We start from the raw sequence: 17,044 nt of genomic DNA on the forward strand, positions 1-17,044 counted from the left end.
AGGATTCTACCTCATCATCTGCGGCATCAACACCGCCGGCGCGATCCTGGCCAGTCTCGTATGGGTAGCACCGCCAGCGGCTCACCAGGAATTAGCCAGAACGTCAGCGCGCCGTCATGAGCCGTGTTCCACAAGCAGCTTTCTTCGCGGCGAAAGCGGCGCACGACACGATCAGCCGGGTGCCCAAAGGAATTATCTCGCCCGGCGCTGAAAATCACATGGCGCGGCGCGGTGTGGCGCACAAACTGTACGCCCGAGCTTGTGTGGCTACCGTGATGACCTGCAATCAACACACTTAGCGGTGCGTCAATATCGGCGAGCAAGCGGCGCTCCACGTCAGTGCCTACATCGCCGGTGATCAGTAATGTGTGCTCGCCGACGCGCACGCTAAGCACACAAGAGCGATCATTGGCTGAGTGCGAATTATCTCCCTCGGGTGGCCACAAAATCTTATAGACCGCGCCACTCTGCCGCCATTGCTGCCCGCGATGACAAGGTGTTATCTCCGGCCCTTCGATTTTTTCGCCTTGCGGCGCCAGCCACCGTGCCACGCTGTGCTGCTCAATCAACGCTTTCACCCCACCAGCATGATCATTATCCGCATGGCTAACCAGTACGCGATCAAAACGCTGGCCCGGTGGCCAAAGGGTATCTAGCGGCATGAACCCTGATCGGAAACGTGGGCCAGTATCGTAAAGCATCCGCTCGCGGCCATTTTTTAGCTCCACCAACTGCCCTTGGCCAACATCAAAAACGCGCACACGCAAAGCGTCCTCGGGCCAAGGCTCACTTCGCGGTGCGATGACCACCAGCGCCACTAGTCCTGTCGCACTGATACGCAACCACCATGACGTTGAAGGCAAACCCCAGCAAAGGGCGCCCCACATAAAGGCAAGCGCTAATGAGATGCTTTCGCGGGCGTTGGGCTCCCAAAGCGGCGCCCACGCGATAGCTATCTCCAAGCTCTTTTGTAGCAGCGTGAGCAGTTGGCTAAAGAGCCACCAAGCAATATCGCCCAGTAGCGGTATTGGCGCCAGCAACCATCCCAAGAGAGCACTTGGCACCATCAACGTACTTACCCACGGTACTGCAAAGAGGTTTACTAACGGGGCTACCGGCGATACGCGGCCAAAAGCCAGCAGCACCGCCCCTGCCATCAGGGGCGCTAATAAAAGCTGAGTACGGCATAGCGCCCATAGCCAGCCGCGCATGCCTTGCGGGCGGGTTCTCCCCTGCCAAATCACAATCAGCCAAGCCACCGCCACAAACGAAAGCCAAAAGCCTGGCCGCCAGACGGATAGCGGATCAAATAGCACCACCAGCGACAGGGCTAGCCACCACGCTTGCCAAGCCCCTGGGGCGTGGCGACCGCTCAACACCCAGAGGCCCATTAACACCATGATCATCGCGCGCATAGCCGGTGGCCCAAGCCCAGCAAAACTGGCGTAGGCCACCGTAGCAGCAGCTGCCACCCACCAAGGCCAGGCGCGCATTTTCCAATGATGGGGTGTCAATAGCCGGGCTAACATACGCGCGAGTAGCATGCTAAAGGTGGCAATCAGCCCGACGTGAAGGCCAGAAATTACCACCAAATGTGTTGTGCCGCTGGCGTTAAGCAGCGACCAATCGCCTGCAGTAAGCGCATCGCTCTCGCCCAGCGTTAGCGCTGCCAACCAGCGTTTGGCGGTGGTATCAAGCGGCTGCCGGGCTAAATACGCTAGCGCTTGGCGGCGCAGCGAGAAGGGTGCGCCCGCTTGCCGTGAAGGTGCGGGCGTTTGGCGCACGTAGCCGGTGGCATGAATCCGTTCACGCCATAACCAGGCGCGATAGTTAAATGCATGAGGATTGCGAAAACCTCGCGGCGGGCGCAGCCTCAGCGTCATTTGCCAGCGTTCACCAGGTTGAAAAGCGGGTATGCCATAAGCGCTCACGCGCACTTTTTTCACCCGTTCGCAGCTTGGCCTAGAGAGATGTCCGGTACACTCAATCACTTGCAGCGTCAGGCGCGCGATGCTCGCACTTTCACTTACGCTAATAACACGTGCCTCAACCTGAACATCTTCACCGCTCAATCCAAGCGGCAGTATGCGCCCCTGCTCGACATGGATAGCATACAATACGCCAGCACTTATTACCCACCAAAACAGCGCCCGCGGTCGCCACATCGCGAGCAGTAATGCAGAGACAAGCCACAGGCTCAGCGTCAAATCGGGAAAAAGCACGGCGATACCTGAATGGGCTACCACAGCACCGCTTAACGCCGCCAGCCCTGCGGGTAGCGCTATACCTAACTGCATTCCTCTGCCCTCCTTGGCAATCCTAGCGCTCTATCCCCTTGCGTAGCCGAATGCACCCACTATATGGATAATGGGCTCTTCACTAGGCAAGAGTATTGACCATGCCGCGGCGGTTTCTACAGCGCTACATGCCCAGGCCCGACACCCTCAAACGGCAACGCTCGTTGCGGCTGGTCACGCCGCTGATCGCCGATGCTCGGCTATGGTTACTCACCCGTCGTAGCGTAGCAAACGCCTTCAGTGTGGGACTTTTTTGCGCCATGCTGCCGATTCCCTTTCAAATGCTTATCGCCGCTTTAGGTGCGAAAGTGACGCGCTGCAATCTTGCCTTGTCGATTGGGCTGGTATGGGTTACTAACCCACTCACCATGCCGCTGATTTTTTATGGCAACTACCGTATTGGCTCTTTTTTCCTCGATATACCGGTGCACGAGGTGCCAGACCGGATTTCAACGCGTTGGGTTGCCGAGCAGATCCAAGATATTATGCCGGCGCTGGTGTTGGGCTCCCTGATCACTGCCGTATGCCTTGCGCTACTCGCTAACGTATGCATTCGGCTGGTGTGGCGCTGGCACGTATCACGCCACTGGCGGCAGCGGCGTAAAAAGCGCCAGCGCCGCCGAGCACAGATTGCGTCAGAGTTTGACGATTAGCCCTGCGAGATAAGCTGACCAGCATCAAGTTTTAATACACGATCTTGGTGGGCGGCAAGGTCTGGGTCGTGTGTCACGATAACAAACGCACAGGCGCTTTCTTTGGCCAACTCATCCATCAGCGCCAAAATCGTTCCAGCGGTAGTTTGATCCAGGTTGCCCGTTGGCTCGTCCATTAACACAAGGCTTGGGTCAGTCACCAAGGCCCGCGCAATTGCCACACGCTGACGCTCGCCCCCGGATAACTCGCCGGGCTTATGATCCGCCCGACCTTCCATACCCACTCGCGTCAGCAGCGCCAATGCTCGCTTTTCCGCTTCGCGCTTACGCTGACCGCGAATAATCAGCGGCAATGCGGCATTTTCTACCGCAGTAAACTCCGCTAGCAAGTGGTGAAACTGATACACAAAGCCAATATAGCGGTTGCGAAAACGCCCTAATGCGGCCTCACCCAATCCAGCCAGTGATTCTCCGCCAATCACTACCCTGCCTGAGGTGGGGCGGTCCAACCCGCCCATCAAATTCAGTAACGTCGTTTTGCCCGAACCCGAGCTACCCACCACGGCAACACGCTCGCCTGCACGCACGCTTAGTGAAAGGTTACTCAGCACGGTGAGATCGCGCGGCCCTTCGCTGTAGGTTTTTGTTAGCGCTTGACACTCCAACATCACCGGCGCTGTCTCTGTGCAAGCAGTTCCCTCAGTGGAGGAATCTTCTTGTGAAGACCGTTTTTGCATAGACGATTTTGGTATGGGCATAGCAGCATCCTTACTCATAGCGCAATACATCGGCAGGCTGTACACGGGCAGCGCGCCAAGCGGGATAGAGGGTCGAGAGGAACGTCAGCCCAAAGGCTGCCGCCACGATACGGCTGACATCGCCCCAATACAGACGCGAGGGCAAGTCGCTGATGAAGTAGACACCGGCATCAAGGAACTGGATGCCCAGCACCGCTTCTACCCAACCAATCACATCCGAGATAGTCAGCGCCAGCGCCACGCCAATCAGCACCCCGATGACGATACCCATCACCCCGATGGCCAACCCCTGAACAATAAAAATACCCATGATCGAACGTGGCGTCGCGCCAATCGTACGCAAAATCGCAATGTCTGCGCGTTTGTCGGTCACTACCATGACAAGCGTCGAGACGATATTGAAGGCAGCCACCGCGATAATCACCGTCAACAGCAGTGCAATCATGCGCTTTTCCATCTGGATGGCTTGAAACAGATTGCCGTGGGAATAGGTCCAGTCGCTGCCGCGATAATTGGGCCCAAGATCATTGATAATATCCTGGGTTACCTGGCCCGCGACAAAGAGATCATCCAGTTCGACACGAATACCGCCAACCGCCTCGCCCAAACGCGCTAACGTTTGCATATCCTCTATATGGGCGTAGGCCAAATTGGCATCAAGATCCGCGCCTACGCTAAAAATTCCGCTGACCGTAAAGCGTTTTAAGCGCGGAAACACCCCGGCAGGCGTGATGGAGGCTTCGGGCACCAGCAGCGTGACGCGATCCCCCGCGCCAACGCCAAGTTGGCGCGCAAGCATTGAGCCTAACACCACATTCCACTCACCAGGCTTTAAGTCATCCAAACTCCCCTGACGCATATGCTCGCCAATAATCGATACCTGATTTTCCCAGTCAGGGTGAATGCCGTTCACCATAGCGCCTTGGTTGCGGCCATTAATTGAAAACATGCCCTGCTGTTCCACATACGGGGCAGCGCCGATCACTCGCTCGCGCTCAACCAGCTCGCTTGCCAGCGACTCCCACTCCACAAGCCCACTGCGGGATTCAATTTTGGTGTGCGGCACCATGCCCAAAATGCGTGTGCGTAGCTCATGGTCGAAGCCGTTCATCACCGAGAGCACAAGAATTAAAACGGCAACCCCGAGCATCAACCCCAGCATCGAGGTGAGAGAAATAAACGAAATGAAATGGTTCCGGCGTTTAGCGCGCACATAGCGCAGCCCCACCAGAAAAGGCAATCGATCAAGCATGGCAGTCATCCTTATCAGCGAACGCTCATGGTACGGTTTTTTTCACTTGCCTGCATGCGCCCGCCGCGCCTTTAGGTTTATCATGGCGCGATTTTTCTGGCATAGACCCACATGAGGCTTTACGTTGGCAACGACGACTTTCCGCTTGCTGCCTGAATGGCACCCTCAAGATGCCATTCAGCTCACCTGGCCGCGCCCTGGCGGCGATTGGGCACCGCTACTTTCCCGTATTGAGGCAACGCTTGAGCGCATTGTGCTTGCCAGCGTGCGCTATCAGCGCGTGCTTATCAGCGCGCCCGACAGCGCGACGCAAATACGTTTAGCACAAACCTTTGCCGCTTACGGCGTCGCACCGCACCTCCTTTGTCTCCTCGTGGCCGAAAGCGATGATACCTGGGCACGGGACCACGGACCTATCAGCGTCATCAATGCGCAAAGCGAGCTCTGCCTTTTGGACTACCCGTTCACCGGTTGGGGTGGAAAATTCCCCGCAACGCGGGACAATCAGCTGACTCAGCGCCTCGACGAAGCGAATGTCTGGGCTTGCCCTGTGGCGTCACGCGATATCGTGCTTGAAGGCGGCGGCATCGAAACCGATGGTTTGGGCACACTGCTCACGACCGAAGCGTGCCTGTTAAACCCCAACCGTAACGCTGAGCTTTCGCGTGGCGATATCGAAGCCAAACTGGCACGCGATTTGGGTATCGAGCGCGTCTTATGGCTTAAAAACGGCTATCTAGAAGGCGATGACACCGATAGCCATATCGATACGCTGGCCCGCTTCTGTGCTCCTGATACCATTGCCTACGTGCGCTGCGACAACCCCGCTGACCCGCATTTTTCGGCATTAAAAGCGATGGAAGCGGAGTTACAAGCGTTTCATCAAGTAAACGGTGAGCCGTACCGTCTTATCCCTTTACCGTGGCCGGAGCCGTGCTATGACCCGGAAGATGGACATCGTCTACCCGCCACCTACGCTAACTTTTTGATCATCAACGACGCGGTGCTCGTGCCCAGTTACGCCGACCCAGCTGATGTGGTCGCACTGAATGCGCTGGCCGTAGCGTTTCCCGAACATACGTTGATTCCCATCGACTGCACCAGCGTGATTCGCCAACACGGCAGCCTACACTGCCTAACCATGCAGCTGCCGCAAGGCAGTATCAATCACGCGCTTTTTGCACAGGAGTCATCATGACGACAACGTTGACCGTAGGGCTCGTTCAGCAGCCCGCGTGGCCGGACAAAGCCCAGAGCCTCGCTGAAAGCGAGGTCGGCATCCGCGCGGTGGCCAGGCAAGGAGCTGAACTGGTGCTGCTGCAAGAGCTGCACGCCACCCACTATTTTTGCCAATACGAAGATCCGGCCCTTTTCGATCTTGCCGAATCGCTCGACGGCCCCACTGGGCAGCGCTTGGCTCAGCTGGCCCAGGAACTCGAAATTGTGCTGGTGGGATCGATCTTTGAGCGCCGCGCGGCGGGGCTTTATCACAACACCGCCGTGGTGTACGACCGCGATAAAGGCCGCGTGGGGCACTACCGTAAAATGCATATCCCCGATGACCCTGGCTTTTACGAGAAATTTTACTTCACGCAAGGCGATGTGGACGAAAGCCGTCAGGAAGGTTTTACTCCCATCAACACGTCGGTAGGCAAACTAGGCGTACTGGTATGTTGGGATCAGTGGTACCCGGAAGCAGCACGCTTAATGGCGCTCGCCGGCGCCGAGCTTTTGCTCTACCCCACCGCTATCGGCTGGGACCCGCGCGACGATGACGCCGAAAAACAACGGCAAAAAGACGCCTGGACGCTGATTCAGCGCGCTCACGGTGTGGCCAACGGCTTACCCGTTCTAGCGGCTAATCGCGTCGGGTTTGAAGCCGATCTATCAGGTGTGGGCGATGGCGTACAATTTTGGGGAGGAAGCTTTATTAGCGGCCCGCAAGGCGAACTGCTTGCTCATGCGGGAGAGGAGACCGAGCAGCTGGTCGTGACACTGGACATGGAGCGCTGCGAGAACATGCGTCGCATCTGGCCGTATCTGCGCGACCGGCGTATTGACGCCTACGGCGACTTAACACGCCGTTACCGTGACTAACCACAAAAACACCACGGCCTGCTATGAAAGCGGGCCGTGGCGTTTGCCTACTGCCTCTACTTTCAGTTTTATTTCCAGAAATCGCGAATCGACGCGATACCTTGAGCGCCCACGGCGCGGGCATGATTGGCATCAAAGCGCGTCATCCCACCTAAGGCGAAGACAGGCATGCCTGCACGCTCCACGAGCTGCTGAAAATCGTGCCAGCCCACAGGAGGCACGTCCGGGTGCGACGGTGTCGTGCGAAGCGGCGAGAGGGTCACGAAATCGCAGCCGAGCATCGCGGCCTGCTTCAGCTGGGCCGTGTTATGCGTTGAAGCTGAGAGCCACTTGTTTTCCGCAATCGGCCGACGCTCTAGCTGCATCAAGCGCTCACTGGTCAATTGAATGCCATCGGCGTCAACATCGTCTAACAGCGCAGGCTCTGCGTTTAGCAGTAAACGCGCCCCTTGATGACGACAAAGCGCCAGTGCACGCTGCGCACGTGCGACAAAGGCGTCGTGATCAAGTCCCTTGGCACGTAGTTGCACCAGGCGAATATTGTCTTCCTTGAGAGCGCGTTCTAGGCGAGCATCAAAGCGCGCTTCGTCCGTTTCTTCACCGGTAATCAAATACTCGGTAGGCAGCATGACCGCACGTAAAATCGGCAGATTCGCGGCGGGAAACGGGTAGTTAGCCAACTCATTCATTGGCACCCAGCGCACCGCTTGACCTTCACGACCGAATGGCTCGCCAGAGAACGCATGGACCTGCCACACATCAAGCAAAATGTGCTTATCCGGGTATTCGTGATGCACACGAATCAACGGCTGGGCGCACGAAATCTCCACCCCCAGCTCTTCGTGAAGCTCGCGCTTCAACCCTTCCAAACCGGTTTCGTAGGGTGCCAATTTACCGCCGGGAAACTCCCAAAGGCCGCCATGGTCGACATTAGACGGTCGACGCGCAATCAATACTTGCTTCTGATCGGCACTAATCATTGCAGCCGCAGCAACGTGTACTCGTCGTTTTACCATTACATTCATTGCATCTGTATCCACTAATTTGCTTACCGTCCGCACCACTTCGCTATCCTCTTGCTCAGGCTTGCTCTCGATTTCGCTTTGAGCAATTTAGCTTCGGTAGTCGGCGTTAATCGACACATAGTCATGGGAGAGATCAGACGTCCACACCGTGGCACTCTGCTCTCCCCGCCCTAATTTAATGCCGATGGTAATCTCTTCACGCGCCATCACAGCGCTCCCTGATTCTTCGTTATAACGGGGTGCGCGCCCACCGTCTTCCACAATCCGCACTTCATCAAGGTCGATCACCACGCGATTAACATCGAAATCGTTAACCGGTGCTCGACCCACCGCGGCGAGAATACGTCCCCAGTTAGCATCCGAGGCGTAAAGCGCGGTTTTCACCAGCGGCGAATGCGCGACGGTAAACGCCACATCCAGCGCTTCTTGACGCGATTGTGCTTGCTCCACTTGCAGCGTGACGAATTTGGTCGCGCCTTCGCCATCCCGAATAATCGCTTGGGCAAGCTCTGTCATGACGCGCTGCAAGCCGTTACGGAAAATCGTGATGTGCTCTTGGGTTTCGATCACTGCTGATTCGCCCGTCGCCGCCAACATACAGGCATCGTTGGTCGAGGTATCGCTATCCACGGTAATGCAGTTAAACGAGCGATCTACCGTCTCACGTAACAACTGCTGCAATAGCGGCTGCGCGACGGTGGCATCTGTCACCACGAACCCCAGCATGGTAGCCATGTTGGGCTTAATCATGCCGGAACCTTTGGTGATCCCATTAATCGTGACGCACTTATCACCCAGCTCCACCACGACACTGGCTCCTTTGGGGACGGTATCGGTGGTGAGGATGCCCTCGCCTGCTTGCTGCCAAGCGGATCCACTACTGTCGCAGGCTTTTAGTGCCTCGGGAATACCGGCTAGCAGCGCATCCATCGGCAACGGCTCACCGATCACCCCGGTAGAGAAAGGCAATACGGCTTCCGGCGAGACACCGGCGTGCTCGGCCAAGGCGTCACAGCTTTTTTTGGCATCGCGCATGCCCACCTCGCCAGTACCGGCGTTGGCGTTGCCGGTGTTAATCAACCAATAGCGCGGTGTTTGTTGACGCACCTGGCAGTCGGCTAGGTGCGCTTTTGCCACGTGTACCGGCGCGGCACAAAACGCATTTCGGGTAAACACACCCGCCATGGTGGCCGCTTCGGGTAGCTCAATGACCACAAGGTCGCGACGTCCCGGTTTTTTAATCCCTGCCATGGTGCTACCCAGGCGAACCCCTTTGATCGTGGGCATTGCCGGAAAAGGCACGTTTCCTACCGCCATGTCATCCTTCCTTCACCGTTGAAGATGGCCAAAAATGAATTAGCTATGGCTTAAGCTTAATTAAGCTTACCGCAGCACTGCTTGTACTTTTTGCCTGACCCACAGGGGCAAGGATCATTACGCCCTACTTTGGGTCCTTCACGCCGCACTGGGCGGCCATCGCCCCCCGGTAGCGGCTCGGCTTCTGTATCGCTGGCATTATCCGCAGCTGGGTCGTCATGACGGCTATCAGCGGTTGCCTGCTCACGTTCAAGCGCTTCACGGCGCTTGGCTTCAAGGGCTTCCACTTCTTCTGGCTGACGCACTTGGACATGGCTTAGAATACGTGTCACATCGGCTTTAATGTTGGTCAGCAGATACTGGAAGAGTTCGAACGACTCACGCTTATATTCTTGCTTGGGGTTTTTCTGCGCATAGCCCCGCAGGTGAATGCCTCGACGCAAATGGTCCATCGACTGAAGGTGTTCTTTCCAACGGGTATCCAACACCTGCAACATGACCTGTTTTTCGAATCGATGCATCAGCGTCTCACCTGCGGCTTCCACTTTAGCCGCGTAGGCTTCACGGTGCATGGTTTGCAGGCGCTCACGCAGCTTTTCTTCGCTAAAGCGCTCATCCTCTTTGGCCCACTGCACCACCGGCGTCTCTAGATTGAACTCCGTTTTCAAGTGCGCCTCAAGCCCCGCGAGATCCCATTGTTCGGCCAGGCTCTGCGGCGGCACAAAATCACTAATGGCGCCATCCATGACCTCTTCGCGTATGCCGACAACCGCGTCTGACACATCGTCTGAAGCGAGGATTTCATTACGCTGTTCGTAGATAACGCGACGTTGGTCATTGGCCACGTCGTCGTACTCAAGAAGCTGCTTGCGGATATCGAAGTTGCGCCCTTCGACTTTCTTCTGAGCACGCTCCACCGCGTTAGAGACCATTTTGTGCTCAATCGCCTCACCGTGTTCAAGCCCTAATGCCTGCATCAAACGCTTAACACGATCTGAGCCAAACAAGCGCATCAAGCTATCTTCCAGCGATAGGAAGAAACGCGTGGAGCCAGGATCCCCCTGACGCCCTGCACGACCCCGCAGCTGGTTATCAATCCGACGCGACTCATGGCGTTCAGAGCCTACCACGTGCAAGCCACCTGCTTCGAGAACTGCATCGTGACGCTTTTGCCATTCGGCTTTGACTGTATCGATCTGCGCTTGGGTGGGGTTTTCCAGCTTCGCGACTTCGGCCTCCCAATTCCCCCCTAGCACAATATCGGTACCACGACCGGCCATATTGGTGGCAATCGTCACTGCACCGGGACGACCAGCCTGGGCGATAATTTCGGCTTCACTCTGGTGCTGCTTCGCATTGAGGACGTTAAAATCAACTTTCGCCTCACGCATCAAATTAGCCAGATATTCAGACGTTTCGATAGAAGCCGTACCCACCAGAACCGGACGACCGGCTTCGGTTTCCGTTCTTACGTCTTTGATGATCGCTTCAAATTTTTCTTCGGCACTCAGGAAAACAAGGTCGTTTAAGTCTTTCCGCACGAGCGGCCGGTTGGTCGGGATAACTACTACGTCGAGGCCGTAAATTTGACGGAATTCGAACGCTTCGGTATCGGCCGTACCGGTCATGCCCGCTAGCTTTTCGTAAAGACGGAAATAGTTCTGAAACGTGGTTGAGGCCAAGGTCTGGCTTTCACGTTGAACAGTGACGCCTTCTTTCGCTTCAACAGCCTGGTGTAAACCTTCCGACCAGCGACGTCCGGGCATACTGCGCCCAGTGTGCTCATCGACGATAACGACTTGGTCCTCACTGACGATGTAATCAACATCTTTGTGATAAAGGTGCCGGGCACGCAGGGCCGAGTGCATGTGCTGAAGCAAGTTGAGGTTCTGGGCGGCATACAGCGAATCTTCTTCGCTTAACAATCCTTCTGCCCGCATCAACTCTTCGACTTTATTGTGACCCTGCTCGGTTAACTCGACCTGCTTGTGCTTTTCTTCGAGCAGAAAATCACCGACGACCGTCGGCTCATCACCTTCAATCTCTTCGCCCTTCTCTAAATGCTGGGCAAGCTGATTAACAACGCCATAAAGGTCAGTATTTTCATCCACCGCGCCCGAGATAATCAGTGGCGTGCGCGCTTCGTCGATCAAAATCGAGTCGACTTCATCGACAATCGCGTAGTGCAGTCCGCGCTGGACTTTATCGTCGAGCGAAAAGGCCATGTTGTCGCGTAGATAGTCGAAACCAAACTCATTGTTAGTTCCGTACGTAATATCGCACTGATACGCGTGACGCTTTTCTGGCCCGGTTTGGCCGCTAAAAATCACCCCGACCGATAACCCTAAAAATTCATAAAGCGGCCGCATCCAGTCGGCATCACGACGGGCGAGATAGTCGTTAACCGTTACCACGTGAACGCCTTTAGCGGGCAGCGCATTAAGGTAGACGGAAAGCGTTGCAACCAGCGTTTTACCCTCACCGGTTTTCATCTCCGCAATACGGCCACGGTTCAATGTCATCCCGCCAACCATCTGCACATCGAAATGGCGCATTCCCATGACACGCTTGCTCGCCTCGCGAACCACCGCAAATGCGGTAGGCAACAAGCTGTCGAGCGGCTCCTCGTTATTGAGGCGCTGGCGTAGTTCTACCGTTTTATTTTGTAATGCTTCATCACTTAGGGCTTCAAATTCACCCTCGAGTGCACTGATGTGCTGGACGCTTTTATGCATCCGTTTAACGTCGCGGTCGTTTTTTGATCCGACCACCTTGCGCAATAAATTATTGATCATGAAACATCCAGTAAACTAGGCAGTGTGGTGTGTACCTTACCGATAGCAGGCAAATAACTTTAACTCGTCTTAGGTTTGCCTGGCGGCCCACGCCGTGTCTGTACATCTTGCGCGGCGACCAAGGCCACGACCACAGTACGTACGAGCACTATGATTGATGTATGCTGTGCTCGGCGCAGCGAGGAAAAATGCGCGACAACGTAATGTCGCAATTGGCGCTTAAGCGCTATTCCCCGTGACCGCGCAAGCAATGCTGCCGACACCCAAAGATAGCTGTATACGCTGCGCTCACCATTTCGAAGTACTTCCGCCGGGTGTAAACTTGCCGGCAACAAGCAGCTGACAAGAAGCCCGGCTAACCACCAGCGCGCCGCGGCGTACCGGCGTGGCGACCGGGACGAACTCAACGTAGCGTTTGAGGTAGCAAACATGCGGTGAGGCGCTCCTGAGCGTGTTGGCTGATAAATAATGAAACCGTCATTCTCCCCTGCCAGATGATAGGACGCTGAGGAGTTAAGCGCATGAGTATAAAGGTTAAGCGTTCTCGCGCACAGCCCATCGCCCAACTGCTCAATCAGCGTGGTGAACTGGGGTTGTTGATGCGACAGTCACGCTTGATTGACAAAGCACAGCGGCATTTGCGAGCGCACCTACCCGAAGAAATGCGAGCGCACGTTTTTGTTGGCGGCTTTCACCAGGGAAAGCTAACCGTTATCAGCAGCCAGGCCAGTTGGCTAACGTGGCTGCGCTTTGAACAAACACACCTGCTAGGTCTGCTGCATCAACTTCCCGGCTTTGAAGGCGTGACAGGGCTTACCTTCAAAGTTCGCCCCGTGCGGCCGGTAACACCACCACCGCGCAATTCAAGAGTTCTCTCATCAAGCGCGGCACAAACACTTAACGATTGTGCCAACGACACTAACGACCCTACCCTCAAGCGAGCACTTGCTAAGCTTGCTTCGCACGCAAACCAAACGCCAGATACATAAAAGCACCGCTTAGACGGTGCTTTTACGGCTAAATTGAAGCGCTTTTGACTATGCCATTGCTGGCGCTGCATATGAGATCGGGGCGACCGCTGCTTCTTCCTCAAACGTGACAACCTCATACGCATCTGGCTGGGCGAGCAATTCGCGACACAGCTGATTATTCAGTGCGTGGCCTGATTTCACTCCACGAAACTCACCAATCAAACTGTAACCGAGCTGGTAAAGATCGCCAATAGCATCCAAGACTTTGTGCTTGACGAACTCGTCGTCGTAACGCAGGCCGCCCTCGTTCACAATCCGGTAGTCATCAACCACAATCGCGTTGTCTAAGCTACCACCTAGCGCCAAGTTGTTAGAGCGCAAAAATTCAATATCACGCATAAAACCAAAGGTGCGCGCGCGAGAGACTTCTTTGACAAACGAGGTTGTAGAAAAATCGATTCGAGTCGTCTGATTTTGCTGTGCAAACACCGGATGATCAAAATCAATCGAGAAAGTCACTTTAAAGCCCTGATGCGGCAAAAAGACCGCTTCTTTATCCTCATCCTGAACGGCTATGCGTTGCTTAATGCGGATAAACTTCTTCGCTGCCGACTGCTCTAGGATGCCCGCCGATTGAATCAAAAACACAAAAGGGCTAGCGCTACCGTCCATAATCGGCACTTCAGCAGCACTCAAATCAACGTAGGCATTATCGATACCAAGCCCAGCCAATGCCGACATCAAGTGTTCGACTGTCGCCACTTTGACACCACGATAAGAAAGCGCCGTACATAACGTCGTATCTTCCACCAGCCCTGCCCGTGCAGGCACTTCAGCAACTGGATCTAGATCGGTTCTTACGAACACGATGCCTGTGTTAGCCGGTGCAGGTCGCAACGCCATATCCACGCGTTTACCTGAGTGAAGCCCCACTCCAGTGGCTCGAATAACGTTTTGCAGGGTGCGCTGTTTGATCATGGGCAGTGGTCGTACTCTGGTAACAATGAAGGAGGAAGAGGGTAGGGTCACGATGACACCGGTTATCGAACAGTGTTCATACTAGCAGCAAACGTACTTTTTACCAATAAAAAGCACGTTTGCCGTGTTCCAGTGCTCGATAGTGTCGATCAATCCGCTTGGCGACGCAAAAATGCAGGAATATCCAAATAGTCATCGGCATCTGTGGCGCGACGCTTGTCTGGGCGAGATTTCGCCTGCTGCTCAGGCGCTTCGGCACGAGCAGCCGCCGCCTGCTGTTGACGCATCACTGTTGGCTGTTGCAGCTTGCGGTAATCGGAAGACGCGTCGGCTTGAGTGCGACGCGCGGATTCACGCACTGGCGCGGCTTTTGCTTGATTGCCATCTAACCCGGCAGCCACAACGGTCACGCGCAGCTCATCCGACATTTCCATGTCGATAGAGGTACCTACCACGATAGTGGCTTCTTGTGACGCAAATTCTTGAACCGTTGCCCCCACATCATTGAACTCACCAATGGAAAGATCCGGTCCGGCAGTGATATTAACCAGAATACCGCGGGCACCGTGAAGATCAATATCTTCCAATAGCGGGCTACGAATGGCTTTCTCTGCCGCTTCGCGAGCACGGTTTTCTCCGGTTGCACCACCGGTGCCCATCATGGCCATACCCATTTCAGACATCACCGTGCGCACATCAGCAAAGTCGACGTTGATAATACCTGGGCTGGTAATCAACTCTGCGATGCCCTGCACCGCGCCTAAAAGAACATCATTAGCCGCACTGAAGGCCGTGAGCAGCGTGGCGCTCTTGCCTAGTACAGAGAGTAGCTTTTCATTAGGAATGGTAATCAGCGAATCAACATGTTCAGAGAGCTCTTTCATGCCCTCTTCCGCGGCACGCATGCGCTTGGGTCCCTCAAAAGGGAAGGGGCGTGTCACGACAGCAACGGTAAGAATACCGAGCTCTTTCGCCACTTGCGCCACCACCGGGGCACCGCCTGTACCGGTCCCCCCGCCCATACCGGCGGTGATAAACACCATATCGGCGCCGTCTAGGAGCTCCGCAATGCGCTCACGGTCTTCCATGGCGGCTTGGCGGCCTACGTCAGGGTTGGCTCCGGCACCAAGGCCCTTGGTGATGTCACTGCCAAGCTGCAGGACCGTCTTCGCAGATACGCGTTTGAGTGCCTGAGCGTCGGTGTTAGCGCAAATAAATTCGACGCCTTCAATATTGCTTTCCACCATGTGGTTGACGGCATTACCCCCACCGCCGCCGACGCCAACGACTTTTATGACCGCACTGCTCGAGGGTGCGTTATCTACCAGTTCGAACATAGCCCCGTCTCCTGAACCGCGCTTGCGGCCCTGTCAGAAATTTCCTTTGAACCAGCCCTTAATTTTCACCAATGGCGAGCTGTCACCTTTTATTTCGCGTCGCGCTCCATCATGGCGACCACCGACGGATCCCTTCACGCTTTGCCCACCACGCGGGTGTCCATAACGTGCTTCTTGCAAGGCGTAGTGCAATAATCCCACCCCCGTCGCATAAATAGGGTTGCGAACCACATCGGAAAGCCCTTTTACATTTTGGGGGCAGGCAATACGTACTGGCATGTGGAAGATTTCTTCGGCCAGTTCGCTGACACCTTCCATCCGCGAGGTGCCGCCGGTCAAGACAATCCCGGCTGCTACCATATCTTCATAACCACTACGGCGTAGTTCGTCGCGCACCAGCGTAAACAGTTCTTCGTAACGCGGTTCTACCACTTCGGCCAATGCTTGACGAGATAGATCCCGCGCCGGGCGGTCGCCTACACTGGGTACTTTTATCATTTCGTCGCTTGCCGCAAGTTGCGTCAATGCGCAGGCGTATTTCACTTTGATCTCTTCAGCATGCTGTGTGGGCGTGCGCAGCGCCATCGCGATATCGTTTGTCACTTGGTCGCCCGCGATAGGAATCACTGCGGTGTGTCGAATCGCGCCTTCAGTAAAAATCGCCATATCGGTCGTACCGCCACCAATATCGACCATACAAACACCTAGCTCGCGCTCGTCCTCGGTTAGCACCGCCATGCTAGAAGCGAGCTGCTCAAGAATAATTGCGTCGACTTCAAGGCCGCAGCGACGTACACACTTTTCAATATTCTGCACAGCATTAAGTGCCGCGGTGACCAAGTGGACCTGAGCCTCAAGGCGCACACCCGACATACCCAACGGCTCACGAATACCGCCTTGTGCGTCAATCGCAAACTCTTGAGGCAACACGTGTAAAACACGCTGCCCTTCAGAAATAGCGCGCGCGCGCGCCGAGTCGATCACACGATCAATATCTGATGTCGTGACTTCGCGCTCTTTAATGGCAACGACACCATCTGAATTCATCGAGCTAATATGGCTACCCGCGACGCCAACGTAAACCGAGTGAATATCGCAACCAGCCATGAGTTCCGCTTCTTCCACGGCACGCTGAATCGACTGGACTGTGGATTCAATATTAATCACGACGCCACGTTTCATCCCTCGTGACGGGTGTGCACCGATGCCAGCAATCTCGATACCGCCATCATCCGTCGGCTGCCCGACAATAGCGACTACCTTGGACGTTCCAATGTCCAACCCGACCACCATATTGGATGCGTTAGGTGAACCTGCCATGAGTCGGGATATCTCCTTATCGCTACGCGTTACAAAAAAGCGCTATTTAGACCAAACGGCAATATCCGACACCAAAATTAATGATGCCTATACAAAAGCGTATAGTATCGCAATGGTACGGATATAACGACCACTATCCGCCACAATACTGCTCTCGCGGCATAATTTAAAGCCCGAATATGGTGGGCTCCACGTTGGCAACCACTTACTTTTACGCTGACTTACTTTGCGTCTATACAAATAG

13 protein-coding genes are annotated in these 17,044 nt (G+C 55.3%); 4 read left to right on the plus strand and 9 right to left on the minus strand.

The genetic code is table 11. The features are described from left to right. Positions 1 to 26: 26 nt before the first annotated feature. Positions 27 to 2,297, minus strand: a complete 2,271-nt coding sequence (locus M8006_RS02470; protein ID WP_250079728.1) for a DNA internalization-related competence protein ComEC/Rec2 — start codon at positions 2,295 to 2,297, stop codon at positions 27 to 29. 101 nt (positions 2,298 to 2,398) lie between these two features. On the opposite strand from M8006_RS02470, the gene M8006_RS02475 reads away from it, so the two are divergent. Next, positions 2,399 to 2,950 carry a DUF2062 domain-containing protein gene (locus tag M8006_RS02475; protein ID WP_250079729.1) on the plus strand — a complete coding sequence of 184 codons (552 nt, stop codon included), beginning with the start codon at positions 2,399 to 2,401 and terminating at the stop codon, positions 2,948 to 2,950. Here the strand turns inward: M8006_RS02475 and M8006_RS02480 are convergent. Both M8006_RS02480 and M8006_RS02485 read right to left on the minus strand, forming a co-directional pair. After that, positions 2,947 to 3,618 carry an ABC transporter ATP-binding protein gene (locus M8006_RS02480; RefSeq protein ID WP_250079943.1) on the minus strand — a complete coding sequence of 224 codons (672 nt, stop codon included), beginning with the start codon at positions 3,616 to 3,618 and terminating at the stop codon, positions 2,947 to 2,949. The two genes, M8006_RS02475 and M8006_RS02480, sit on opposite strands and share 4 nt — an antisense overlap. Before the next feature lie 100 nt (positions 3,619 to 3,718). After that, positions 3,719 to 4,960, minus strand: a complete 1,242-nt coding sequence (locus M8006_RS02485; protein WP_250079731.1) for a lipoprotein-releasing ABC transporter permease subunit — start codon at positions 4,958 to 4,960, stop codon at positions 3,719 to 3,721. Between the two features lie 124 nt (positions 4,961 to 5,084). Here M8006_RS02485 and M8006_RS02490 point away from each other — a divergent pair, with 124 nt between their 5' ends. After that, complete coding sequence (locus M8006_RS02490; RefSeq protein ID WP_250079732.1) at positions 5,085 to 6,158, plus strand: agmatine deiminase family protein; 1,074 nt, start codon at positions 5,085 to 5,087, stop codon at positions 6,156 to 6,158. Next, positions 6,155 to 7,057 (plus strand): carbon-nitrogen hydrolase, encoded by a 903-nt coding sequence (locus tag M8006_RS02495; protein ID WP_250079735.1) that lies wholly within the window; start codon positions 6,155 to 6,157, stop codon positions 7,055 to 7,057. The genes M8006_RS02490 and M8006_RS02495 overlap by 4 nt, the downstream gene beginning before the upstream one ends. Positions 7,058 to 7,125: 68 nt before the next feature. On the opposite strand, the gene M8006_RS02500 is transcribed toward M8006_RS02495, so the two are convergent. From M8006_RS02500 to secA, 3 genes are all read right to left on the minus strand, one after another. Next, positions 7,126 to 8,082 carry a Nudix family hydrolase gene (locus M8006_RS02500; RefSeq protein WP_250079737.1) on the minus strand — a complete coding sequence of 319 codons (957 nt, stop codon included), beginning with the start codon at positions 8,080 to 8,082 and terminating at the stop codon, positions 7,126 to 7,128. 87 nt (positions 8,083 to 8,169) lie between these two features. Next, a complete protein-coding gene (gene argJ, locus M8006_RS02505; RefSeq protein ID WP_250079740.1) occupies positions 8,170 to 9,399 on the minus strand; it encodes a bifunctional glutamate N-acetyltransferase/amino-acid acetyltransferase ArgJ in 1,230 nt (409 codons plus the stop codon). A gap of 56 nt (positions 9,400 to 9,455) precedes the next feature. Then, positions 9,456 to 12,194: a preprotein translocase subunit SecA gene (gene secA / locus M8006_RS02510; RefSeq protein ID WP_250079742.1), complete on the minus strand. Its 2,739-nt coding sequence runs from the start codon at positions 12,192 to 12,194 to the stop codon at positions 9,456 to 9,458. Between the two features lie 521 nt (positions 12,195 to 12,715). Between secA and M8006_RS02515 the strand changes: the two genes are divergently transcribed. Further along, positions 12,716 to 13,183: a DUF721 domain-containing protein gene (locus M8006_RS02515; RefSeq protein ID WP_250079744.1), complete on the plus strand. Its 468-nt coding sequence runs from the start codon at positions 12,716 to 12,718 to the stop codon at positions 13,181 to 13,183. Positions 13,184 to 13,231: 48 nt separating this feature from the next. Here the strand turns inward: M8006_RS02515 and lpxC are convergent, their stop codons facing one another. The 3 genes from lpxC to ftsA form a co-directional block, all read right to left on the minus strand. Further along, the gene (gene lpxC, locus M8006_RS02520; protein ID WP_250079746.1) at positions 13,232 to 14,143 is read right to left on the minus strand and encodes a UDP-3-O-acyl-N-acetylglucosamine deacetylase; all 912 of its coding nucleotides are present in this window, start codon (positions 14,141 to 14,143) and stop codon (positions 13,232 to 13,234) included. Between the two features lie 149 nt (positions 14,144 to 14,292). Beyond that, positions 14,293 to 15,480 carry a cell division protein FtsZ gene (ftsZ, locus tag M8006_RS02525; protein WP_250079747.1) on the minus strand — a complete coding sequence of 396 codons (1,188 nt, stop codon included), beginning with the start codon at positions 15,478 to 15,480 and terminating at the stop codon, positions 14,293 to 14,295. A gap of 33 nt (positions 15,481 to 15,513) precedes the next feature. After that, positions 15,514 to 16,800, minus strand: coding sequence for a cell division protein FtsA (ftsA, locus tag M8006_RS02530; protein ID WP_250079748.1), 1,287 nt, complete (start codon positions 16,798 to 16,800; stop codon positions 15,514 to 15,516). Positions 16,801 to 17,044 lie beyond the last annotated feature (244 nt).

It is taken from the genome of Halomonas llamarensis (genome assembly GCF_023555005.1).
Classification (GTDB): Bacteria; Pseudomonadota; Gammaproteobacteria; order Pseudomonadales; family Halomonadaceae; genus Vreelandella; species Vreelandella llamarensis.